Source organism: Vibrio sp. YIC-376, assembly GCF_052353105.1.
GTDB lineage: Bacteria > Pseudomonadota > Gammaproteobacteria > Enterobacterales > Vibrionaceae > Vibrio.
On record NZ_JBBWFK010000005.1, the window covers coordinates 302113 to 327183 of the forward strand.

At 42.1% G+C, this 25071-nt stretch carries 19 protein-coding genes and 1 pseudogene; 8 read left to right on the forward strand and 12 right to left on the reverse strand.

All coding sequences use genetic code 11. The features are described from left to right. Positions 1-19 precede the first annotated feature (19 nt). Positions 20-1423, forward strand: coding sequence for an anion permease (locus tag WJM94_RS12135; RefSeq protein WP_444494471.1), 1404 nt, complete (start codon positions 20-22; stop codon positions 1421-1423). Positions 1424-1470: 47 nt separating this feature from the next. Here WJM94_RS12135 and WJM94_RS12140 read toward each other — a convergent pair whose 3' ends face one another. Further along, positions 1471-2028 (reverse strand): GNAT family N-acetyltransferase, encoded by a 558-nt coding sequence (locus WJM94_RS12140; protein ID WP_444494472.1) that lies wholly within the window; start codon positions 2026-2028, stop codon positions 1471-1473. A gap of 8 nt (positions 2029-2036) precedes the next feature. Then, complete coding sequence (locus WJM94_RS12145; RefSeq protein WP_444494473.1) at positions 2037-2492, reverse strand: NUDIX hydrolase; 456 nt, start codon at positions 2490-2492, stop codon at positions 2037-2039. Between the two features lie 194 nt (positions 2493-2686). Here WJM94_RS12145 and WJM94_RS12150 point away from each other — a divergent pair, with 194 nt between their 5' ends. Continuing rightward, a complete protein-coding gene (locus tag WJM94_RS12150; protein ID WP_444494474.1) occupies positions 2687-3592 on the forward strand; it encodes a DMT family transporter in 906 nt (301 codons plus the stop codon). A 362-nt stretch (positions 3593-3954) separates the two neighbouring features. Here the strand turns inward: WJM94_RS12150 and WJM94_RS12155 are convergent, their stop codons facing one another. Then, a complete protein-coding gene (locus WJM94_RS12155) occupies positions 3955-4341 on the reverse strand; it encodes an MAPEG family protein (protein ID WP_444494475.1) in 387 nt (128 codons plus the stop codon). 76 nt (positions 4342-4417) lie between these two features. Beyond that, entirely contained in the window at positions 4418-5140 is a 723-nt protein-coding gene (locus WJM94_RS12160; protein WP_444494476.1) for a sulfite exporter TauE/SafE family protein, read from the reverse strand. Between the two features lie 412 nt (positions 5141-5552). On the opposite strand from WJM94_RS12160, the gene WJM94_RS12165 reads away from it, so the two are divergent. Beyond that, on the forward strand, positions 5553-6161 hold the full coding sequence (locus WJM94_RS12165; protein ID WP_444494477.1) for a response regulator: 609 nt from the start codon (positions 5553-5555) through the stop codon (positions 6159-6161). On the opposite strand, the gene WJM94_RS12170 is transcribed toward WJM94_RS12165, so the two are convergent. From WJM94_RS12170 to WJM94_RS12190, 5 genes and pseudogenes are all read right to left on the reverse strand, one after another. After that, entirely contained in the window at positions 6152-7045 is an 894-nt protein-coding gene (locus WJM94_RS12170) for a LysR family transcriptional regulator (RefSeq protein ID WP_444494478.1), read from the reverse strand. The genes WJM94_RS12165 and WJM94_RS12170 overlap by 10 nt on opposite strands. Positions 7046-7230: 185 nt before the next feature. Next, positions 7231-8584, reverse strand: a pseudogene (locus WJM94_RS12175) (GGDEF domain-containing protein). 2 nt (positions 8585-8586) lie between these two features. Continuing rightward, the gene (locus WJM94_RS12180; RefSeq protein ID WP_444494479.1) at positions 8587-9198 is read right to left on the reverse strand and encodes a response regulator; all 612 of its coding nucleotides are present in this window, start codon (positions 9196-9198) and stop codon (positions 8587-8589) included. A gap of 3 nt (positions 9199-9201) precedes the next feature. Then, positions 9202-10356 (reverse strand): EAL domain-containing protein, encoded by a 1155-nt coding sequence (locus WJM94_RS12185; protein ID WP_444494480.1) that lies wholly within the window; start codon positions 10354-10356, stop codon positions 9202-9204. Next, entirely contained in the window at positions 10340-14011 is a 3672-nt protein-coding gene (locus WJM94_RS12190; protein ID WP_444494481.1) for an ATP-binding protein, read from the reverse strand. Before WJM94_RS12190 ends, WJM94_RS12185 begins: the two co-directional genes overlap by 17 nt. Before the next feature lie 530 nt (positions 14012-14541). Here WJM94_RS12190 and ylqF point away from each other — a divergent pair. After that, the gene (gene ylqF / locus WJM94_RS12195; protein WP_444494482.1) at positions 14542-15486 is read left to right on the forward strand and encodes a ribosome biogenesis GTPase YlqF; all 945 of its coding nucleotides are present in this window, start codon (positions 14542-14544) and stop codon (positions 15484-15486) included. A 69-nt stretch (positions 15487-15555) separates the two neighbouring features. Here the strand turns inward: ylqF and WJM94_RS12200 are convergent, their stop codons facing one another. Both WJM94_RS12200 and WJM94_RS12205 read right to left on the reverse strand, forming a co-directional pair. Then, the gene (locus WJM94_RS12200; RefSeq protein WP_444494526.1) at positions 15556-17610 is read right to left on the reverse strand and encodes a response regulator; all 2055 of its coding nucleotides are present in this window, start codon (positions 17608-17610) and stop codon (positions 15556-15558) included. Positions 17611-17817: 207 nt separating this feature from the next. Then, on the reverse strand, positions 17818-18366 hold the full coding sequence (locus tag WJM94_RS12205) for a GNAT family N-acetyltransferase (protein ID WP_444494483.1): 549 nt from the start codon (positions 18364-18366) through the stop codon (positions 17818-17820). Positions 18367-18637: 271 nt separating this feature from the next. Here WJM94_RS12205 and WJM94_RS12210 point away from each other — a divergent pair, with 271 nt between their 5' ends. The 4 genes from WJM94_RS12210 to WJM94_RS12225 all read left to right on the forward strand — a co-directional run bounded on the left by WJM94_RS12210 (position 18638) and on the right by WJM94_RS12225 (position 24189). Next, positions 18638-19762 (forward strand): acyl-CoA desaturase, encoded by a 1125-nt coding sequence (locus tag WJM94_RS12210; RefSeq protein ID WP_444494484.1) that lies wholly within the window; start codon positions 18638-18640, stop codon positions 19760-19762. Between the two features lie 358 nt (positions 19763-20120). Continuing rightward, positions 20121-21488 (forward strand): anaerobic C4-dicarboxylate transporter DcuC, encoded by a 1368-nt coding sequence (gene dcuC / locus WJM94_RS12215; protein WP_444494485.1) that lies wholly within the window; start codon positions 20121-20123, stop codon positions 21486-21488. A gap of 254 nt (positions 21489-21742) precedes the next feature. Beyond that, positions 21743-22333: a LemA family protein gene (locus WJM94_RS12220; protein WP_444494486.1), complete on the forward strand. Its 591-nt coding sequence runs from the start codon at positions 21743-21745 to the stop codon at positions 22331-22333. Then, entirely contained in the window at positions 22333-24189 is a 1857-nt protein-coding gene (locus tag WJM94_RS12225; protein ID WP_444494487.1) for a M48 family metallopeptidase, read from the forward strand. The genes WJM94_RS12220 and WJM94_RS12225 overlap by 1 nt, the downstream gene beginning before the upstream one ends. Positions 24190-24281: 92 nt before the next feature. Here WJM94_RS12225 and WJM94_RS12230 read toward each other — a convergent pair whose 3' ends face one another. Further along, positions 24282-24638, reverse strand: a complete 357-nt coding sequence (locus tag WJM94_RS12230; RefSeq protein WP_444494488.1) for an NADH:ubiquinone oxidoreductase — start codon at positions 24636-24638, stop codon at positions 24282-24284. Positions 24639-25071 lie beyond the last annotated feature (433 nt).

A 25071-nucleotide genomic window follows, 5' to 3' on the forward strand; every position in this document is an offset into this window, starting at 1 on the left:
TTAACTTGGAGATGGATGTATGAATAATTCCAAAATGAAGATGCTCCTACTGGTGGCGATAGGCTGTATATTGTGGTTTATGCCGACACCAGAAGGACTTACCGATCAGGCTTGGCAGATGATGGCGATATTCGTCACTACGGTTCTCAGTTTGATCCTTGCCCCTTTACCACTTGGCGCGATGGCGTTAACTGGTTTAACGGTTGCAACACTACTTGGTGTATTACCGATTAAAACTGCACTGACCGGTTTTGCTCACCCTACTATATGGATGATTGCAGCAGCGTTCTTCATCTCCCGTGGGTTTATCACCACAGGATTCGGGCGTCGAGTTGGATACTGGTTTATCTCACGATTAGGCCATAATTCACTCGGTCTTGCATACGGTTTGGTACTAACCGATTTGCTTTTCGCACCTGCGACTCCAAGTACAACAGCACGTTGTGGTGGCATTATTTCTCCTCTTTTCCGTTCTGTTGCCAATGCGTATGACTCTGACCCTGAAAAAGGCACAGAGAATCGAATTGGTGCATTTCTGGTTCAATGTATATTCCAATGTAATGCGATTACTTGTGCGATGTTCCTGACCTCAATGGCAGGTAACCCACTGGCAGCTAACTTTGCAAAGGAACAAGGTGTTGAGATTACGTGGGCAGGCTGGGCAACAGCTGCGATCGTACCAGGACTACTGTGTTTATTCCTTATCCCGCTGGTCATGTATTTTGTCTTCCCACCTGAGTTAAAGAAAACTCCGGAAATGCGGGAGATTGCTCGTCAAAAGCTTGCAGAAATGGGCAAAATGACGCGGGATGAGATCATGGTAGGCATTACTTTCATCGGTATGGTAATGCTGTGGGTGCTTGGTCCAACACTCAATATTCACGCAACCGTAACCGCGTTATTAGGTCTTGTGTTCCTCTTGCTTACTCGTACCATCACATGGGACGCAGTACTTGGAGAAAAAGAAGCGTGGCACACCATTACTTGGTTCGCTGTATTGGTGATGATGGCAGCTCAACTGAACAGCCTTGGCTTTATCGGCTGGTTCGGCCAATCAATGGGCGAGTCTTTATCTGGGTTCGGTTGGGTCACGACAGTCGTCATTCTCTTGCTGGTTTACTATTACAGCCACTACCTAATGGCAAGTGCAATGGCTCATATCAGCGCTATGTATTCTGCTTTCCTGGCCATCGCAATTTCTGCTGGTGCTCCACCTATGCTCGCCGCTATCGTATTGGCTATATTCAGTAACCTTTACATGTCAACGACACACTATTCATCAGGCCCTGCGCCGATTCTGTTTGGTGCTGGTTTCCACACTCTGCAAAACTGGTGGAAAATTGGCTTCATCTTTTCACTCATCGTCATCCCGGTATTTATCTTCGTGGGCGGCGCATGGTGGAAACTACTCGGTCTTTGGTAAAGCCTTAGTTTGACCCTAAAAAGTAAAACCGCCGTAATTGGCGGTTTTTATTCATTCACGTTTAACGGCAACTCATAAACACCAATTCTCTGGGCTCGATCCAACATATCATAATCATGATCTACGAAATGTTTGAATTTCGCTCCGGCTCGCTCCGCTATTTTAATGCTTGCCCGATTCTCTTCTAAGCAGTGGAATTGGATCGACTCAGCGTTTCCTTTTTCTTTAAGGTAATGAATGAGGACACATAGAACCTGATCAATAACATTATGCCCTCGACCCTGATCAGCTAACCAGTAACCGATTTCTGTTACTCGAGTTTCTGGGTGGACCCCTTTTGAACCAATAACACCAGCAAAACGGCCATCAAAGTAAATTGCAGACCAGTATGCATCAACAGCATCAGTATTAACTCTCTGAGATATGTAGTGACAAGCTTCTCGTCTGCTTGTTACAAAATCGGTCCAAGGCAAGTAACCAGCGAGTCTCTTTCGATTTGCATTCACCACCTCTAACATCACCGAAGCGTGTTTTTTGGACAATGGTTCTATCGATATTCTGTCTGAGACCCAAAAACGTTGTTGTAATTGATCAGCTTGAAACATAGGTCCCTCTATTTTTGTTCTATAAGCGTAAATGGTGTCAACTGTGTTTTATCCACATAGTGCATCCACACATGTTCGTATAGTTGATGTTGATTAGCAAAGGGCGCCAATTGTTTGGCTTCAGCGAGAGAGCACCAGCGATATTCCGTATGCTCATGATTCAGCGTCACGCTTTGGTTGGGAGCACAGAACATCACAAAGCAAGGGATAACCATAATTCGGTTCTTTTTAGCTTCATAAAACTGCTCCAGAAAGTCAGCCGTGTGCAGTTCTACACCCTCAATTTGCGTCTCTTCTTTGAGTTCTCTGAGAATAGTTTGCCACCCTTTTTCTCCCTCTTCGATACCTCCGGCGACATGACACCAGTAACCACCTTTGACGCGTTTTAATAGCAGCATCTTCTGACTGCCGTCGATTTCAGAGATGACTACGCCTGATACATGAGAAGCTTGTATTGGGATCATGGCTATACCTTCAACGCTAAGTTCACACCTTGTTGTACTACTCAAAAGTCAGTAAACAAATTTATCAGTAATTAATGGTTAATTGATTATGTAAATACATTCTTATTTTATCGGTGGATATGTTTTTATCTAGTAGATTAATTTGATCATTTAGTATGTTAAAATGAGACCTAACGCAACAAATGAGCATTCGCATGTCTAATTCATCAAGCACCATGATTCCTATTGGTGTGCGCTTTATGGTTCTTTCTGCCTTTGGTTTTGCACTTATGTCTGCGACAGTGAAGCATGTCGGCCAATATGGTATTCCAGTCTTTGAGATCGTGGCAGCAAGGGCATTAGTTTCTCTGATAATCAGTTACTTAGATGTAAAACGTAAGCGTATTTCAATCTGGGGAAACGACAAAGGCTTGTTACTAACACGCGGTGCTGTCGGCACTGTAGCACTGATATGTGTCTACTATTCAGTGACTACGTTACCTTTGGCAGAAGCAACCATCTTCCAATATATTCACCCTGCCTTTACTGCTTTACTTGCTGTGTTTTTCTTAAAAGAGCGCATTCAACCCTCTACATTCGTCTGTATCGCGTTATGTTTACTCGGCGTCTACGTAATGATACGTCCAGAGACAGGAGCCTCGGCAGAACATGCGCTCCCAACACTGAGTGTGATCGCTGCGATTACAGGTGCGTTGGGCAGTTCTGTCGCTTACGTGATTGTGAGAAAACTGAGTCAAACAGAAGACAGTTCAGTTATTATTTTCTACTTCCCATTGGTGGCTCTGCCTACATCCATCTTTTTAATGGGAGATAACTTCGTTATGCCAGACCTTTACCTGACTGTCATGCTGGTTTTGATCGGTATCTTCACACAAATCGGTCAGTTGGGTATGACTAAAGCCATGCAAACTCAGGAAGCAGGCAAAGCGTCAGCGTACTCTTATATTCAAATTATCTTCTCGGGACTCATAGGTATTGTCATCTTCAAAGAATTGCCTTCAGTATGGACTTATATTGGCGCTGGTTTGATTGTGACAGGTGCACTTATTAACGCGTTTGGTCGACACCTACGATTACCATTTGTACGCAGAAGCGCTTAGTAAATGAGATAAAGACAAAACTCGTAAGTACTGAATGACAGGCAAAAAAATGCCAACCACAATGTTGTGATTGGCGGTATGTATATGTGAACAATCGGGTTCACTAACAACGTCAGTTGGCTAGGTGACCCTCGGCTTAAAAAGGGTCACTTTAAATAAAGCACTATCTATGCCAATTATTGCTCATGCAACATGTGCTTGATATTCAACTAAGTTTATTGAATCTTCATCAATAGAGATAACTTGCTTAAGCATTTTGTTGCAAATTGCAAATCAAACTTAGCAATTAGCAAACTTAGCTTTGTTATCGTTAAGAGTGTTAAGAACGAATTACACGGTGGCTGATATTCATTTTGAGCCACTTACCATAGCTTCCCATACGGAAGGTAAATCAAATTTAAAACCACTAGGGCGACGATAATAAGAAAAGTCAATTGCATACCCTTCACCCGCCCTTTAAAACTCTCTTTAAGAATGCCTCTAGCGTGACTCATTCGTCCAATAACGAATATGACACCAGTGAGGTGAATCCATACTGGTTTTGCTCCATTAAACTCCAATAAAGCCATTAAGATCAGAGTAATTGGGATATATTCACTGGCATTACTTTGTGCGGTACGCACTATTTGAAGTGCTTCCACCCCACCGTCAGCATAGGCGACCTTATTAATTCGTCGCTGCTTTATCACTTGAATAGCCAGCCAAACAAGCAGTACAGCTAAGACACAGGCATAGAGCGCGGTGATCATATCTATTCCTTTTGATGAGCCTAACAAAATGTAACCTAAGTATACTCAAGTTACATTTCTCTGCTGCTCGTAAACGTTATTGACTCAGTCCTTGAACGACCGCTGTAAAACCGCTGACAAAACACAGCAAAAGCGCACCAACACGGATTTTTTCTTTAGGCAATGACTGGGTAGTTTTTATCGCTAGCCAGTAACCAAGAGCGGCAGCAGGTAAAAGTGGAACCGTAAGAATCAGATGGTGAAGCGTAAAAAAACCTGCTGGAATCTGGACGATAAGTGAGATGATCGAACTAAAGACAAAGAATGCCGATAAGTTACCACGTAACTGATTGGCTTCTTGATGTTGTAGCAATAATGCCATTGGCGGGCCACCAATCGCAGAACTAGTACCAAAAAGCCCGGAAAAGAAACCGGCTAAAGTCATTCGTTGTGGCGTTGGTTCAATTCGAAATGGAAGTACACTCACTATAACGGCAAACAGCACCAGTGCACCAATCCATAATGTCAGAGCTTCCGTAGACACGAAGAACAGCATTACTCCACCAGCAATAGAGCCAGGAATACGACCTACCAACGCCATTTTTAAACCGCCAATTTCAACGCTGCTGCGATGCTTCATGGCATTCATCAGTGAAATAAACAGTGCAACCAAACAGATTGGTGCGGGGACATATTCTGGAGACCAGATAATCAGTAAAGGTGCGGCAACAATCGCCAAGCCAAAGCCAATCGCCGTTTGAACATAGGAGCCCAAGAAAATGAGTCCTATCGCTACCAGGTTTATAGAGTCGAATTCCATCGAGATCAATCTTAATTTAACGAGACAAAAAAAGCTAACCACATACTTAGTTGTATATGGCTTACTTAACTATGCGTAGCATTCATTAAAGTCAATGAAAAGACAATGTATTTATAACTTCTTAAGTGACTTAGCTGCCCTTGCTTAAATACCCGATGATGATTCAATTTCCCTAAAGATATGAGAATTCAGATGGCAAACTAGCACCTCGAAACCATGGGACAAGAGCTCGCCATTCTGCAAGAGGTATTACAAGTCTCCCCAACATATTGAAATCCTCTTACAGGTGAATTTCATGTTTTGAAAATGTCATTTTCCTTCACTTGAACCAGATTTTTCCTACAATCCTAATCAATCCGATGAGGTTGTATCCGGACAGACAATTAAGTTAAAAAATTAAATGAGGTCCAGAGTGAAAAACGTACTTATTATTGATGCTCAACCACTATACAGTGAAGCACTTGCTTCTCTGGTTAACAGTGTCATGAACAATGCTGACGTCACACAGTCAACAAATGGTTCAGAAGTCATGGAGTTAGTTCGAAATCAACGGATTGATTTAATTATATTAGACGTCGTGATAGGTAACCGGGATGGCATGCGACTAGCCAAAAATATTTTGGCTACTGGCTTCCAGGGTAAGATCCTTTTCATTTCTTCAAAAGACTATTCGAGCCTTTCTAAAGCCGCTTATGAGCTTGGTGCGAATGGCTTTTTGAACAAAAACGAGGCTAAGCAAACGATCATGGACGCTATTGTCAGCGTTGCTCGTGGCTACTCGATGTTTAAACTAAGACACACACAATCTTCAAACAGTATCGCCTTGTCGAAAAGAGAAGCCATGGTGTTTCACTATCTCGCTCAAGGCTACTCGAACAAGCGAATCTCTGAACAGCTATCTTTGAGTGCAAAAACCATCAGTACTTACAAAACACGAATTTTGAAAAAGTACCATGCAACTTCACTTATCGAATTACTGCATACCCTTCCAAAGTCAGAGATTGCTCAGGTTTACGGTTGAATAGGCATATATTTGGCAATTGCACCAGCTAACAGTTGGTGCATTGCATCATAACGGTGGCTTTGTTTCATCTGTAAAACCACCTTCGGCCGACCATGTGGATAATACGATTCAGGAACACGTATAAAACGATACCCGTCTATTGGAGATTGAAACTCGTGAAGAACCGTTGCAGCTCCCATCTCTTTTACTAATTTCAAAACGGTACTCACATTATCAAACGTGGCAACGCGATTGATAGGTATGCCCTTATCTACCATTACTCGCTGGATAATGGGATCCTTGTCTTTCCACCCTAGCATCCCTAGCATGACAAAGGATAACTGTGTCGCTTGCTCCACTGTAGTAACATCCAACTCTTCTGGCACCACCACTACAACCGGTGCATAACCGATAAAGTGCTGATAAATGGATTTCGGCAACTCATCATTAAAGTAATGCAATTGCATATCTACTTTGCCGAGTAATATATCTTCAACGGTATGATCATTGTTGGTCATCATCGTAATATGAGCTTTGGGAAACAGCGTCATGAGTTCTTTAGCCAGATGGTGGCCAAATGAATACTGAGCGACTTGCGGTAAGGAAATTGTAATCTCTTTATCGTAATTTTCTGGTTGGAATTCAGAACGAATTAAACACCTGTCTAACTGATCAAGAGATTCAGCGATTTCAGGTAATTGTCTTTTAAGGAAGTCTGTGGGCTCCAGATGGTGAGGATGGCGAATAAAAAGCTCGTCGTTAAGCTGAAGTCTCAATCGAGTAAGGTACTTACTGATTGACGCTTCACTTTTCCCTAATGCTTTTGCAACAGGCTTTAGCTGACGATGTTTTTCTAACAGCACCAGTATTTTTAATAAATTCAGGTCGAGTTCTTTATTCAAAATGAGACACCACTTACGTCAAATATTCTTAAGCAGAAAAAGTAAGGCAGCCACCTTTGCAAATAAGCGGCTGCCCTAATATAAAAGACTAAAGTTACCGTTAGGTCAAATTTATCAAATGGTTATGTAACCGTTTAAATTAACAACGCTTCGATGACTGTTTTATATACGCTTACTTTGGTGCCTCAATCTCGCCTTTTTTTCATTTCATACAACTCTTCATCCGCTCTGATGATCACCTCTTCAAGAGTTTCATACTCCAAATTGGATGCTAAGCCGGTACTGACACTAATTTCGATATCCAGTGTCTTTAAACGGCTATCCTTTACCACTCCCTGTAGTTTATTTGCCAGAACAGAGGCCTGAGTTAGGCTGCAAGATGGCGAGAAACTCATCTCCTCCGGTTCTAACAAGATAATCACTATTTCGGAAAACCTTTTGCATTGATTCAGCAATAATTGCAATGGCGTCATCACCCACATGGTGCCCATATCGATCATTAATTCTCTTAATTCGGTTACCATCTATCGCAATTACAGTGTAAGAACCTTCGTTTAGTCGATTATGGAAACAATCATCCTTAAACAGTTTTCGATTAGATAGCCCGGTTAACTCATCTGTTGTTGATTCATTCAGCGCATCTTTTAACAGCGTTCGGCTCTCTTTCGACTCATGAGCCTTAGATAAGTAGGCCAAGCTAACAATAAAAAAGATAAAGAAAAGATAGCTATAATCCACCAACACTTTGCTAAAAGGATACTGATAAACAATTAAGTTATTGTTGTCTGCCATAAAAGACTGGGTATATGCAATGTTAGACCAGGGATAATCTGGGAAGTAAATGATGAGTTGTTTGTTACCATTATCAATGACAGACTCAACCGCTTTACCTTCTTTATAAAGCTCAGTCAGATGCATTTGACTAGAGAACTCTCCAACCAACTCATCGTTGTAATAGATCGGACTCATAATACTTACTGCGAATTCATTGGTCGCAGGGCTTTTAAAAGGCTTAGAGAACAATACTCGATCCGATAATTGCCCCTTCCAAGCGGTCAATAAACAAGAGATGGTGACTTTGCATACTTCTACGTCAAACGCACTTTTGTTGTTTTCCAGACCTTCTATCGGGCGTTCCAATATGAGTTTATTTCCTGTATAGGATCGAAAATAAAGTATTGAAGAGTGCTCCTTATAAACATTCGATAAATACTCTTCCGCTTGATGGAATACTTTACGCGCGACGGTTTCTACATAATTCAGTTTTTCATTAGGGTTTAATGAATAAATCGCGTCCTGAAAACTAAAATCCGTTATAGATTCAAGTTCTTCTACAGGCCATCCTTCATATTGCTTGAGTTGTGACTCCGTGAGTAACCCCAGTAAAATCACCTGCTGTTTTACTTTTGACACCCCTTCCACATAAGAGTTGAACTGCTTTGTCTCATAAGACAGAAGCACTGCGCCAATCGTAACCACTGAGGTAACAAACAATGTAGTTGCAATAAACAACGACAACGAGAGATTTCTTAGATTCACGCTCATATCGCGTCCTTTATGTCTCCCGCAACTCTTGTTAATTCAACAATGTTGTTAACATTAAATTTATCGAGTACACGTCGCTTATAAGTACTTACCGTTTTGTCACTTATCGATAATACCTCAGCAATATCGCGATTAGATTTCCCCTGCAGCAAGTACTTCATAACGGAACTTTCTCTGCTCGATAGCTGAGGTGTTTCTATGGTTCCGCTCGATACTTGCTTGAATTTGAAGAAAGAGTAACCTTTTGACACTGCCTCGATAGCATCTTTGAGAATCTCGTGATTTTCTGACTTGCAGACATAACCGTCGGCGCCCGAGCGAAAAGCCATCTGGCTGTATATTTGGCTCGTTTCTGCAGAGAAAAAGATAACTTTCCCTTCGTAACCATGTGATTTAATTCGTTTATAGAAATCAAAGCCGTCACAGTCTGATAAATTGACATCTAATATAAGTAATTCAATACTTCCCTCTTTTATCGCTGTCAGTGCGGATTTTGAAGAAGTCGCTGTCACCACTTCATCTGCTACTCCTAAGTCTTCAAGCAGATATTTAATAGCAACGCAGACGAGTGGGTGATCGTCAAAGATTAAACAGTTCAATTTATTCATAATTTAATTCAGTATGGTTATTGCTTCTAAGGGCATTGGTTTGTTGATGTAGAAACCTTGGCAAAGATCGATTCCGTACTCGCGCATGACTTTCAGCGTTGCCTCGTCTTCAACCCCTTCAGCAACAACATGAATATTCAAACTTTTGGCTAACGCACGAATTGCACCAACGATATTTCTTTTTTTCGGGTCGCTGTCGATACCATGCACAAATGAACGGTCGATTTTCAGTTCATTGAAAGGCAATTGCGCTAACTTTTCAAAAGTCGATGAACCAGTTCCAAAATCATCGATCGATACAGTGACGCCGTTCATACGAAGCTTTAGTAAGTTCTTATAAATAGAAGAACTGGCTTGATACGTATCCCGCTCAGTAATTTCGATTTTGATTTGTTCCGGTTCAATACCGTGCTCATGACATTGCTCAAAAAAACGGTTAGCAAAGAGACCATCTCCTAGGTTCGCATGATCAACATTGACCGAAACTTTCTTTGTGAAACCACGATGTTTGATGTCGTCGATGACATTACTGAAAACAGCATTAAACAGCTCAGTAGACAGACGACAGCGCTCGACGATGGATAAAAAATGATAAGGAGACAGTACACCATGAGTCGGGTGAATCCAGCGAGCCAGTGCCTCATAGCCTGACACTTCACCACTTTTTGTATCGACCAGTGGCTGATAATAGTTTTTTATACGTCCTTCAGCTAAAGCAGAGATAAACTCATGATCTTCAACATCAATCGGTCGAGAAAACGTCACTTTCTTTTGAGTCTCTTTCTGCATCTTGCGAATGATGTCAGCGACTTCAAGTTGGTCGTAAGGCTTCTGTAGTTTCCCAACCACCTCAAAACTGAAATCATTACACATGGCTTTTACCGCAGAGATAATCGTGAGATCCATCGCACTGACAATCACTACTTTACCTTTGTACTGGATGTGATTAAGTAGATCCATCATGTCGACCCCGTCTCTTCCCGGCATCATGATGTCGCAAAATATCACATCAAAATGTGCTGTGTTCGCGCATATTATTGCTTCATCAACACAATTAAAAGACGCGACATGAGCGCCATGCCTGCGCAAAGCATGTGTTAGCAAGGTAGTTTGAAGAGGATGATCATCGATCACCATCGCATTAAACTGTCTGTTCATTTATTTCTGCCCAACTCTCTATCTCTTCGATCTCCTTCTCGATGTGTAAAATCAGCTCTGCCGCATAATTATCAAGGTCCTCAGCAGTGACCTTCTCTGCTTCTATGCAGAGGTTGGTCAACATCGAAATACCGATGGCTCCTACCGCGCCCTTAATTCCATGAATCACGCGTTTTTTATCTTTATCACTTGAAGCATTCTTCAACTTGGTAACATCCGCCGCCATTGACTGGCGGAAAACCTGAGCAATCTCTTTGGCATCCTGTGAGGTAAACTTCTCTAGCCAGCTAGTAGATAACGCTTTATCTTTCCGGCCGATGAACGGAATCAATACGGATTTCAATCTACTTAAGTCGTACGGTTTAAAAAGTACATCATCCATTCCGCACGCTTTCGCTTTTTCACTTGCCAATCGAGAGTCTTCTGCCGTTACGCCAATCACTGGTAAAGCGCAAGACTTAGATGAAGACTTCACGCGCTTGACGAGCTCATAGCCATCCATCTCTGGCATGTGGAAATCGGTAAGAAGAGCAACAACCTGATCGTTATGCTGAATATATTCCCAAGCCTCACAACCGTTATTGACGATAACTGCTTCGATGCCTAGCTCATGCAACTGCATAGCCATGATGCTCTGGTTTATAGGATTATCTTCTGCTATTAAAACGGTTCCTTGCACCCAAGAGACGTTATCTTGTTGCATGTCAACTGGAGTAACATCCTGATGGCTTAGGTCTAACAATCTTTGGAGAGCGTCAGGGTAATGTATCTCACGCAGGTCCAGACAGACTGGCGGCATACCGTGCTGACTAAACTTCACACCTTTGCAACGCCCTTTCAGATCAAGTTCTGGGGTTAGATTTGCAGATACATTTGACTCCCCAACTAAAGGCTGCATCTTCCAGAGATCGCACCACTGACGTACATTCAACGGAAGCTCGTGACTGTAAGTCCATTGTGGGTAGTGTTCGCTGTTATACTGGCACAACGTCACAGGTAACTTCACAACTATTGAGGTGCCCAATCCGTATTGCGAATCAATCGAAAGCTCGCCGCCCATGCATTGAATCAGGCGGTCAACAATACTTAGCCCTAAACCAGTACCGCCAAACTTACGAGTGATAGTGTCATCCGCTTGGACAAAAGGATCTAAAACACCAGCAAGTTGGCTTTCTGTCATCCCGATACCGGTATCTGCTACTTTTAGAATCAGCTGATTATCATGCATCATCACACTGATGCCTATTTCCCCTTCTAAGGTAAACTTGACCGCGTTCGACATTAAATTAGTGATGATCTGGATTAACCTTAACGAATCGATTTCCACCAGTCGGTTACTTAAGGGCTTAATCATCACCTTGTAGTCCAATCCTTTATCAACGGCTTTAGGCTCAAAGCTACGGAAAACATCACAAAGCGTTAAAAGCAAATCTGTTTTTACTGGAACTATGTTTAACTGTCCTGATTCGAGTTTTGAATAATCCAGAACTTCATCAACAAGAGCATTTAAGTGATTGAGTGAGCGCATCGCCTGAGCGATCAGCGCTCGATTAGATTCATCGTCAATCTGGCGATCGAGCAGATCGAGAATGCCATGCGCAGCAGCCAGTGGTGTTCTCAACTCGTGACTCATCGTCGCCAAAAAATTTTCACGTGCACGTACTGCTGTTTGAGCCTTTTCTTGCGCTTCAATGAGGGCTTGCTCGCGCTCTTTTTGCTGCGTAATGTCTTGAATTACCGTTAATACAAACTTTTTCTTACCACTGGGGGACGAAATAGTTTTACGCTCCCGGGAAACATGATTGATGCCTAATTTACAGCCCGATGACGCCACTTCCTCCACGATCCGTCGCCCACCGATTACCTTCTCTAGTTCATCTTCGTTATCAACAAGGCCTATTCCAGTTGCACAGTTTTTAAGACAGCACTCTTTACATTGCTGATTTTTGTAGCGCGCGCAGTTGCTCATCTCAAGTTGGTTATCTTCATCATGGATAAATACCAGGCTATTGATTTCCTGCATGATCTCCACTAACCATTGTTTTTCTTTTTCTTCGTTATTCGCATTTAGCTCTGCGAGCTTCACCTTTAATCTCATGCGTTCCAATACGAGGTAAGCCACCACTAATAGCACGGCGAAAGCGACAGCCGCAGACACAAAGACTTTTGTCATGTGTTCGTTGTCATAGCCATATACAAGGTTAAAGTTTCTATGTGAGCGAAGAAGCTTTTCTATCTCATTTGAATCAATCGTATCTATAACGCTGTCGAGCATATTTTTAAGCTGCGTGTTGTGGTTCGATACGGCAAAAGCGATAGAAAATGTCAGTACATCATGCTCATTAACGACAAAACCATCCACCTGATCCTGCGCTATCAAACTGTGGACGACGTCCTCGGGAAGATAAGCGATATCCAACTTGCCGGATTTCAAGTCCAGCAGTAGCTGTTTTACGTCATCGTAACGAGAGAAACGATCATGCTGCCAAGAGTCCAGATGCACTAGCCCCTGCCTTTTTAAACTGATCAAAATGCCGAGCTTTGAGTTTTCAGTCACGTCAACATTTCGCTCCTCCGAGCGGATAGAAACGAAGTTGTTGCGCATAAAGGGTTTTGTCACGAGCCAATCGGATACTGGAACTTCATCCACAAAAGCCACTGGAACGAGATCAGAATTAAATGATGTAAGTCCGCTGCTTAGACTCGCGTTAGGCTTAATAAATTCGAACGCCAGCCCGGTTCGGGACTGAATTAACTCTATGAAGTCAGGAAGAAAGCCGTCTAAAAGACCTGAATGTTCATTCTTAAATAGAAACGGGTATGCTTCTTCGCTACTGCTGTAGGTAATTTTGTGGTCAGTTCCGATGCTGCGGCGATACTCCACCAACATCTTGTCGTTAATGTGGTAAGGGTTTTGAGAAGCAACAGAGCGAATATTTTTACCGCTTTTTTCCCAATTCAGAATCTTGTTTATCTGATTGACCAGATTCTGATTACCATGTGAGGTGATGAAACTCACCTGCTCATGATTAAGCCATTCAGGAACGTCCAACACGCCTTTTATAATATTGTGCTGGTCCAAGTACTGGTTGATCGCAACGTACGTAGAAATCAGTGCATTAGCGCGACCACTGCGGACTTCGTCGAAAGCGTCTAAACGTGTTTTTACAAAGTGAATATTATCGAAACCATGGGCTATAAGGTTGTCACAGTAGGAGCTGCCTTCAACACACACCCACTTGATGTCTTTGTGATCTCGCTGCTTTTGGTTGGCATCTCTGTACCAAACCGCAATCGTGCTGGAAAAGAAAGGCTGTGAAAATAGAAAACGCTTTTCTCTTTCTGTTGTTTTACTAAAACCTACCGCACCGTCAATTACACCATTTTCTACATCCTGTAACATTGGTGGAATATGGCTGTAGGCACGAAATTCAAGCTTTAGATTGAGTACTTTAGCAATGTTGGCTAAGTAATCGAGATTAATACCGTAAAACGGACCAATACTATCTTGAAGAGAATCTGATGAATCGCGTTGTGTGATCACACCCACCACGATCGTGTCTTTTGGTTCTTCGATTGCAGATGCATTTAAAGAAACCGCGACGCTGATAAACGCAACGGCTAGCAGAAATAGTTTTCTTAGAATGCTGAACATAAAGACTTCCTCTGATTGGGAAGTCAGACTAATCTGAACAGCTCAAATGTCAAATTTCAGCCCTTAAGAAAATTCCAAATATATTACTGATTTATAAAGATTAATTTATATTACGTAAGCAGATTCCTACAGAATCTTCCACCTTAGACTACATGTTATTTGCGCTCTAAATCTCAGCAAATAATATTTGTTTCATCGACGCTTTCACTCACATTCACAAATATAAGACGAACGATTAGACAACGTAAAATAAATCCTTCAGACGTTCTTGATGCCTTTGCCACAAATATGCCCCTGTTTAAGCACTTTCGCCGAAGAAAAGTATCACCTAAAGAGCAAGCGTAAGAACGAGATTTAGCCGTAAACGCCATTAAAATTCGCTTCCACCAGAATTCCCCCAACATGTAACGAAGTTATCAGAATGGATACCGCACCTATTCTTCAGTACAATATGGGCGATTAAAACACTCAATAAAGTCTAAATTTTGTTGTTCAACTTAAATTTAGAAAAATAAAGGTAAACATTTCAAATGGTTAACAACTCAATCCAGTGGTTTCCTGGCCACATGCACAAAGCACGTAAAGAGATCGAAGAAGCCATCCCGCAAGTGGATGTGATCATTGAAGTACTGGATGCTCGTATTCCTTTTAGTAGCGAAAACCCTTTGATTTCTCAAATTCGTGGCGACAAACCCGTCGTTAAAGTATTAAACAAGCGCGATTTGGCTGATCCTGAGCTCACTCAACTATGGATTGACCATCTTGAGAAAGAGCAAAACGTTAAAGCCATGGCGATCACGACTTCTGAGCCTCAGGAAGTTCATAAAATCATGGAACTTTGCCGTAAGCTTGCTCCTCACCGTGAAGAGATCGGCAAAAACATTCGTACTATGATCATGGGTATTCCAAACGTAGGAAAATCAACCATCATCAATACACTTGCGGGTCGTACCATTGCCATTACAGGTAACCAACCTGCGGTTACTCGTCGTCAGCAACGTATTAATCTTCAAAACGGCATTGTGCTATCGGATACACCTGGAATTCTGTGGCCAAAAGTAGAGAACCCGCACAGTGGTTTTCGTCTCGCGGCGACAGGTGCAGTGAAAGATACCGCAATGGAATATGATGAAGTGGCGTTTTACACCATTGAATACTTAGCGGCTCAATACCCAGAAAATCTTAAAAAGCGTTACCAGATCGAAGAGCTTCCAGAATCCGATATCGAGATTATGGAAGAAATTGGTCGTCGTCGCGGTGCATTGCGCGCGGGCGGACGTGTTGACCTGCATAAAGTATCAGAGATTCTGCTTCACGAGCTTCGTCAGGGTACATTGGGACAGATCACGTTAGAGCGTCCTGAAATGATCACTCAAGAGCTTATCGAAGTGGAAATCGAAACTACTCGTAAAGAAGAAGAAAAAGCAAAACGTAAGGAAGAACGACGTAAGCGTTACTTGCGTAACAAACGTTAAGTTTCGGTACAAACGAACATCAAAAAGCTCAGTGAAATACTGAGCTTTTTTATATCGATACTGTGATTTTTATATCCAGTTCGCTATTTTGTCGAACAATCGGTTCTTATCCGCAGGTTTCACAATAAAATCTGACATACCAGAAGAACCTATTTTATCCAAAGTGACTGCCGTACTATCCCCTGTATAGGCAATGATAGGTACTGATGAATAACGCTTATCAGAGTTTCGAATCATTCTTGAAGCTTCAATCCCATCCATCACAGGCATTTCAATATCCATCAGAATAACGTCGATGTTTTCTTGTTCTAATGCCTCTACCGCTTGCTGACCATCTTCTCTCTGTATAACTTCAAATCCATGCTTTTCCAAAAGAATCGCAGTAAATTTACGCAGTGACGCATTGTCGTCTACCACCATGATTTTGCGCTTATTTGAAGGATCTAACTTCACTACTGGACTGATCGTTGATGTAAAACTCGAATCACATGAATCATAGAGTATTTGGTCAATAGTTTGCTCGGTATTAAGCAGCCACGCTTGAGTCTCAATCCACAAAGGTTCACTACCCGCTTGTATTACACGAGGAGCAGGATGACGCTCAAACAGGTAGACGATACGAGCTTGACTAAAGGCGAGCAGAGATTCGAGTTCATCGAGATGACCATCACTGATATCGAGGCTTTGGACATCAACGAATATCGCATCATAGCTAAATTCATGCTGTTTTCTTCTGAGCACTTCATGTACTTGCAGACAGTCTAGTGAGAAACCCATACTGCAACTACTCTCTGACACTTTCGACGCCAGAATACCCTGATTGGTCACGAAAAGTACTTTCTTCGACTTGGTCAGGTCTTCTTTAATGCTTTTGACAACATCAGAGTGAAAAGAAGGAAACGTCAAAGTAAATTGAGACCATTCGCCCAGAACAGACTGAGCCTCTATATTGCCGCCAAATGAATGCATCACCTTTTTACAGAACGGCAACCCTAAACCATAGCTACCGGACTTTCCTGTGGTGTAAAAGTCTTCAAATATATTTCGAATCGCGTCAGACGATATGCCACATCCATTATCTGTTACCACTATTTTATTAGCGGATTCTTCACTCTTTAGCTCTACAAGGATATGAAAATCATCGGAGCTACGATGGTGGAATGAGTTTTTGAAGAGGTTATACATGACATACTGAAGCAACGTATCACTCCCCAAGAAATAAAACTCATCCCTAACATCTAACGATATGGCACGATTGTCTGTGGCTCGCTTGTCGCTAAAGCTATCAATAGCCTGTGCTATTGCGGTTTGAGCCGAGTGCTTTTTGAACGTATAACGAGAAATTCGATTTTCATCCAGAGACGTCAGGAGTAAATCAATCGTCTCATTCGCAGAATGGATGATGGTCATGGCATCTGAACTAACATCTCTCAATAACGCGATGTTCGCGTCACTCAGTATATGTTGCTGTTTATTTGTCATCTGCTTAGGTGGTAAAACAGACTGAATCAGTTCAATTGATGCTGAAAGACCACTGAGAGGATTACGCATTTCGTGAGCAATTCCCGCACCAAAACATTTAGCCAGAGACACCTTTGACTCATGTTCTTCCTGATTCCTAACACAAAAAAGATTACCGAAAACATAGATAAACAAAAAGATAGGTAGATGCGCCCATTCCATTGTTATTTCTAGCTGAAACCCTTTAGAAATCCAGGCAAACAGTGTTGCGAGTCCAATTCCTACAAGCGTCTGAGCAAACATCACCCTTGTTTTATATACCAACAAGATGTGCAGAAAAATAGCGCACATAAATGACATCACCCATACTTCGTTCCAATTGTTCATCAGTAGCATGAAGAAAAAGAAAAATGGTAGACAGAGCGTAATTGTGAGTTGGTAATAAATATGAATGTAGCGACGCAACGGGAATGCTAAACGATCTCGGCAAATAATCCCCAAAAATAGAAGAGAACAGAATAAACGCAAAGATACATTTTCATACGGTTGCGGAAACAGGAATGCCCAAACCATGTAATAGATCGGATAACCAATAAACCCCATCCAACCAACAAGTGTCAGGTTTGGTTCTGCATATTGATAAACTTTACGCACCGCATCCACTTTATCCAACTTGCCTGTTTTAGCTTGAGTTCCTATGACCATGACTAGCTATCATTGTTATTCTCATCCGGGGTGCTGATTATATAGAAGTCACTAGCGATAAAAAGTATCAATTCTTATAAATGCTAAATAGCTTTACTGTTATCTAACAAAAAAGAGCAGCCTTAGCTGCTCTTCTGATACAAATATCACTTTAAGATGCTGTGGCTAAGAATAAACCACATGTGATTCAATGCCATTCACCAGCGATTGTGCATTAGACCAACGGAACACTTTTTCCATCACTTCGGTCCCACCTGGCGCTTGCCACATACGTTCATGGCACTCTTGGCCACCAATATGACGATAAAACTCAATTGCTGACGTATTTTGCGAAACCACTTCCAGATACAAGCCACTATCTTTGAAGTAGTGCTGGTGCCACTCGGCTACAGCTAGTAAAAGTTGCTTGCCAATGCCTCGTCCACGATAACTCTCATCAACATGTAACGCATCAATAAAAGTACCGCGCTCAAAGTCGTGGTTACCAAACATGCAGACGAAGCCAAGTAAAAGTCCCCCTTCTTCTGCAAGTACGATGTGTTGGTTAAAAGGAGGATTGGTTAGACGGGTTTGCCAAATCAATAACTTATCATCCAGAACTTCTTTATCCAGATATCTGTTACTCAAAATGCCTCGGTAATGACGTTTCCAACTCTCTGCATGCAAATGTGCGATGCGTTCGAAATCCCTATATTCTGCTGATCGTAAATCCATTACGTATTCCTATTTTCTTACATTTTTTGTTTCTGTGCAGATCCTTGGCATTTTCCACCATCAGAAACCTAGTTTATTGGTGGATTTTCCATATCTAACGCCAAAGCCTATTTTTTAATACTACTCATTATTTAATTAAAAGCAAAATGTACCATCCACATTATGCGCTATAACCAACAAGAATTATCACATTTATCTAACTTTAATTTGACTTACACGTGTACGCTGATATTCTAGCGCACAGTTGTTAGCTTAAAGTTAGGGACACGTTGTGAATCAAAGCAAGCCACCTTTTATCTGGTTGAATATACTGATATTTTCTTCCAGCTTCATTCTTACGTTTATCGTGACACCTTGGTACGCCAACCATTTTGGACTGGGTTGGGAACACTTGGTATGGTGTATCATTGCGTTCAGCTTTACCAACTTATCCATTACCGCAGGTTACCATCGCCTCTGGAGTCATAAAACGTATGAGGCTCATTCGTTTCTCCGTTATATATTTGCTCTCGGTGGCGCATTTTCACTGCAAAATAGCGCATTACATTGGTCTTCTGATCACCGAGTACACCATAAACACGTGGACAATAACGACATTGATCCTTACTCGGCTAAACGCGGATTCTGGTATTCCCACATTGGTTGGATGTTACGGGATTACAACAAGTCGAAAGAAAACGAATATACAAACTGTCGTGACTTGAAACGTGACAACGTCGTAATGTGGCAACACAAGTACTATGTACCGCTCGCGCTCGCTACTAATATCGGATTTCCGGTAGCATTAGGTCTGATTTATGGTGATGTTTGGGGTATGTTGTTGATTGTTGGAGCGGTTCGTCTGTTCATGAGTCACCACACTACTTTCTTTATCAATTCATTAGCTCATGTTTGGGGTAAGCAGACGTTTACCGACAAAAATACCGCACGCGATAACGGAATCTTAGCCTTTTTCACTTTTGGCGAGGGTTACCATAATTTTCACCACATCTTCGAGAACGATTACCGTAATGGCGTTTACTGGTGGCAATACGACCCAACGAAATGGTTGATAAAAACCTGCACGTGGTTGGGATTAACATCAAAGCTACGTACCACCTCGACGTTCAGAATCGAAAAAGCACGCGCCACACAATTGTTGAAAAAAACGAAAGAAAAGCTCGAATCGAAACCAAATACGCAAACTATCCTCGAACAGCTTCAGCAGGAATTTGATTCACTTGTTCATCATATGCAGGAATATTATGAAGCTCGCAAAGCACTCTTAGGCGAAAAGACCGCAGATGTTGTTAAAAAGTATGAATATTCGATCTGCAAAGTGAAGTACCAACAGATCAAAGCCGAGTTTGAAAAGCAAGAACGCAACTGGAATCAGATGGTTCGACGATACGCTTAACATTGATGATGAAGTAAAAGAAAAGCTGCGATATTTCGCAGCTTTTCTTTTTATTCAATGCATCTGCATAATAATTTTATTCCAACAGTTCAATTTGAACATTTTTCATCCGCAATCGGCTTAACACCTCGAATTTAGCCCGACATTTAATTTCAATCCAACCATTAGTTACCAGCACATATCACCTAATAATAGAAAGTTAAACAAAATATTCTAACGTGATTATTTATTAAATTATTATTTGTTTTAGATCATGCAAGCCCCAGATTCAACTCGTGCCACAGAAAAGATTTCTGTAAATTCCCTGACATAAATTGATACGGATTTTTTCTTTTTTTCATAACATCTGGAGACCCCTATGCTAGAGCTCTTAATTGGCTTAGTAGTAACCATTGCTGTGGGCTATTTTATTGTCAAAGGCTACAAGGCTGCCGGCGTACTTTTAACCGCAGGTATTGCTTTGCTTCTCATGACTGGCGTTTTAGGCCACCAAGTTTTGCCATCAAGCATCACCTCAACTGGTAACCTTGTGACAGATTCATTGGAATACGTTAAGTATATGCTTCAGTACCGTGGTGGCGGCCTAGGCATGCAGATTATGTTGCTGTGCGGTTTTGCTTCTTACATGACACACATTGGTGCAAACAATGTTGTGGTAAAACAGTTCTCTAAACCACTTTCTGTTATTAAGTCTCCTTATGTCCTTTTAGTTGCGGCTTATATCGTAGCCTGTCTAATGTCTTTAGCCGTAAGCTCAGCGACTGGTTTGGGTGTGCTTTTGATGGCGACATTATTCCCAATGATGGTCGCGATGGGTATTTCACGCCCAGCGGCAGTTGCAGTTTGTGCTTCTCCTGCAGCAATCATCCTTTCTCCAACTTCCGGAGACGTTGTTATCGCAGCTGAGAAATCAGGACTCGCGCTTGACGTCTTTGCCGTTCAAACGGTTTTACCTGTTTCTATTTGTGCAATCATCGTTATGGCGGTAGCGGCGTTTTTCTGGAACAAATATCTAGATAAGAAAGAAAATACGCCAATGGAAAAAATTGACGTATCAGAAATCAAAGCTGATGCTCCAGCGTTTTATGCGGCACTGCCATTCTTGCCAATCTTCGGTGTATTCCTATTCAACGGTCGCACCATCCCTGGATTAAGTCTCGATATCTACACCATCGTTGTTGGTTCTATTTTCTTGGGCGCGATTATTCATTACGCTGTGAATAAGTTTGACGGCAAAAAGTCTCTTGAAGATTTGGATGCTTGCTATGAAGGTATGGCGGATGCATTTAAAGGCGTGGTCATGCTATTAGTTGCCGCTGGTGTATTTGCCCAAGGTCTTATGTCAATTGGCGCAATCGACAACCTACTTCACCTAGCTGACCAAGCTGGTGCAGGCGGTGTGGCGCTCATGCTTATCTTGACTGCTTTGACGGTTGCCGCAGCGATTGCAACTGGTTCTGGTAATGCGCCTTTCTATGCCTTCGTTGAGCTTGCCCCGTCTCTGGCAGCGAAAATGGGACTAAACCCTGCGTTCCTAATCATCCCAATGCTTCAAGCATCGAACTTAGGTCGTACAATTTCTCCAGTTTCGGGCGTGGTTGTAGCAACTTCTGGTATGGCTAAAATCAGTCCATTCGAGGTAGTTAAACGTACCTCAGTTCCTGTTTTAGCAGGATTAATAACGGTGATTTTAGGCACAATGGTTCTCGTACCAATGAGTGCGTAATACGCATCTAAATCTCTTTTTTCATCATGCATTAAAGACCCGACTTAAAGTTGGGTCTTTTTATTGGTAGCAATCTAAGCATCCCCTCTTCTTTTACTTTCTTCCTGCCCTACTAAATATCACTTTTTACCTTCAGAACATTACGCAACACGTGACATATTTCGCGAATGTAAGACAGTATCTGCGTTAGAGTTTGCTTACTATCTCAACAATTTATATAAAAAATCTGTCTCATTCTAAAATTGGAATTCATTATGACTGCACTGATTGTCTTTATTGTTATTGTTCTACTTGTCGCGGCGTACGCCATCAGCATCTACAACAAGCTTGTGACCCTGCGAAATCGCTTCAAAAACAGCTTTGCTCAAATCGAAGTTCAACTTAAACGCCGATACGACCTGATTCCAAATTTAGTCAACACAGCCAAAGGATACATGGAGCATGAGAAAGAGACATTTGAGCGAGTAATTCAAGCTCGTAACCAAGCAATATCTGGCCTTAAGGCAGCCAGTGAAGCACCGGATAGCGATGCTGCAATAAGCCAATTAGGCCAAGCTGAAGGTATGTTGCAAAGCGCATTAGGCAAACTCAATGTCGTTGTCGAAGCTTACCCAGAATTGAAAGCCAACGAAACAATCAGTCAACTTCAAGAAGAGCTAACCAGTACTGAAAACAAAGTTGCGTTTGCGCGTCAGGCATTTAATGACTCAGTAACAAGCTATAACACCTACAAGCAAACCTTCCCTCCAGTCATTTTTGCCAACATGCTTGGATTCCAGGATGGCAAATTGCTGGAATTTGCAGACACTGAAGCCATCCAAGAAGCGCCGAAGGTTGAATTCTAATGGATTTTTTTCACCATCAAGATACCGCTCGCCAGCGAACCGGGCTTTTAGTGATGCTGTTCGTTCTGGCAGTATTCGCAATAACAGGCTTGGTTAGCGTTATATCGATTGGCATCTATTTTGGATCCACAGGGAAGCCTTTCGATACTCAAAGCGTCATAAACTACAGTCTGTTGAGTTTTGTTGGTGTCGTCTTGGTTGTTTCGATTAGCTCATTGATTCGCCTCAACGAACTTAGCTCAAATGGCGGACGAGGTGTGGCAGAGAGTATTGGTGGCAAACTTATTTCTCCTGATACATTAGACTCCAAACACAGGCAATTGCTTAATGTTGTTGAAGAGATGGCAATCGCGTCAGGTATCCCAGTACCTCCCGTCTACTTGATGACGGAAGAACGTGGAATTAACGCTTTTGCTGCAGGGATGAGTATCGACGACGCCGTCATTGGCGTGACACAAGGTGCGCTCGATAGTTTCAATCGAGATGAGCTTCAAGGCGTCATCGCTCATGAGTTTAGCCATATTCTGAATGGAGACATGCGCCTCAACACTCGACTTATTGGTGTCTTGTTCGGCATTACCTCTATTGCTCATTTCGGCCATTTAGTACTGAATCATTCACGCCATACTACTCGGGGAATTTCTCGTAGATCTTCTGATTCCAGTAAAGGTTATGCAGTCATTATCCTGATCGCGATCGTCTGTCTTGTGCTTGGATGGTTGGGTACGCTTTTTGGGTCCATGATAAAAGCCGCTATTTCTCGTCAGCGTGAGTTTTTAGCAGACGCGAGCGCAGTGCAATTTACTCGTAACGATCAGGGCATTGCAGGTGCACTCAAGAAAATAGGCAGCCATTCTCACGGCTCTATACTGGATACAAAAGCAACCGACGATATGAGCCATATGATGTTTGGACAAAGCAAACTCTCCGGCTTTTCCGGTTTATTTGCCACTCACCCTCCTCTTGATGAAAGAATTCGCCGCATAGAACCTAGCTGGGATGGAAGTTATGTCCAGCGGTTTCAAAATAGCAGTTCGACGTTTGGGCATGAGCAAGTAAGCGGATTTGCTGAAAGTGCAAACTTTACTTCCAATGAACCAGACTCATTGCCTACACAGTTGAGTGACGCAGGCCAACAGCTCATCAAGCAATTGCCCTTAGAACTGGTTGCTCTTGCGCGAGAGCCCTACAGTGCACGCTTTATTACCCTCCTCATCATCTTCGATGGTAGTGACATTCAACGAGAGATGATAAAAAATCACGTGCCTCCTTCCTCTCAGGCCACATTGCTCCCATGGCTGGATTACGAGCTATCGCTTCATCTCCGCTTTCCACTGCTTGAATTAGCAATACCAGCACTCAAATCTCTCAGTGAAGGTCAGAGAAATCGACTTTGTGAGGTGCTTCGTGAGCTTTCGCAGACCGATAATCGTTACTCTCTCGCAGAGTGGTGTGTCATTAATCTGGTAGAAAAACAATTGCTCACCTCTTTTGCAAACACCAAACAACATAAATCTTTAAAACAACTTAAACAAAGCGTGCTTTGGTTACTCCGGGAACTTGCATGGGTTAGCCACTCTCAACCAGAAAGTGCAAAGCGCGCATTTAACTCTGCCCTTACTTCTCTGGGCTTTCCAGAACAAGAGTTGGAACAAGCAAATAATAACTGGAGCTTAAGCCTTGCGGCATTAGAACTGCTGCTACAACTGAAATCAAAAGAGAAGGAGATGTTTGTGAAGGCATGCAGGCTCGCGATCGAATCTGATGGGAAAATCACAGTCGCTGAAGGAGAACTTTATCGAGTTGTTGCTTGCTTCCTTGAGGTGCCAGAACCGCCACTAACGGTGTCTGTTTAGCGGCATAAAGTCCAGACGATACATTTCATTTTTATCACGAAACGAAAACGCCAGTGAATTATCACTGGCGTTTTTGCATTTATCTCTTTTTATTACGCGGTCTTAAAGCGCGCTGGTATTTTCGTAATACTTTCACGGTAAGAGAACCACAAATAAGTCACCACAAGAGAGAAGAAGAAATAAGACATAGCAAAAACGATTGGAGAAGTAATTATCTCTGCTGACATACCCCATAGTACGCCAGTGACGGTAATCGCTAATTTCGACAGCATGCCACATATCAGCAGGAACAGTGCAAGTTGCGGGAAGCGAGAGCTACGAAAAGCAAAAAAGTAGCAACTACCTACAGCTAAAGAAGCGATTGATAGACCTAACATAAATGAATGGAAATGCTCTGCCGATGCCACACCTGCAGAAACAGAAGCCATAAGCACTAGGAACAGTTTCATAAGTTACCTCACAATAAATCGAAAAAAGCATCCCTTCATAAATGAAAACTCATTTTTCGCTAATTTTTGCTCTTCTCGTGTGCAATTACAAGCACATTTTTTGTTTGTTTTGTGTACAAGCAAACCCACCAAACAACCACATTACAAAAGGTTAACAACTTAAATTTCATAAATCCTTTATATCCAATACTTAGCATGGAAAGCGCTTATTTAATAAACTTTTGTCACAATGTTTTAACATGAAAATATCCCGCATTATTTATCTGGAAATGTGAACTAAGCACGTAAGTTCGTATAATTCCACGGCAAATTTTAAAAAAAAACAAAACGACCGTTGTTTCTTTACATTTTGTCTATCTCCACAAAGATGGATGTACAAATAATTTAAAACATTCAAATTATTTTTAATCCGGAAGTTAAAAAGAGATTCCAA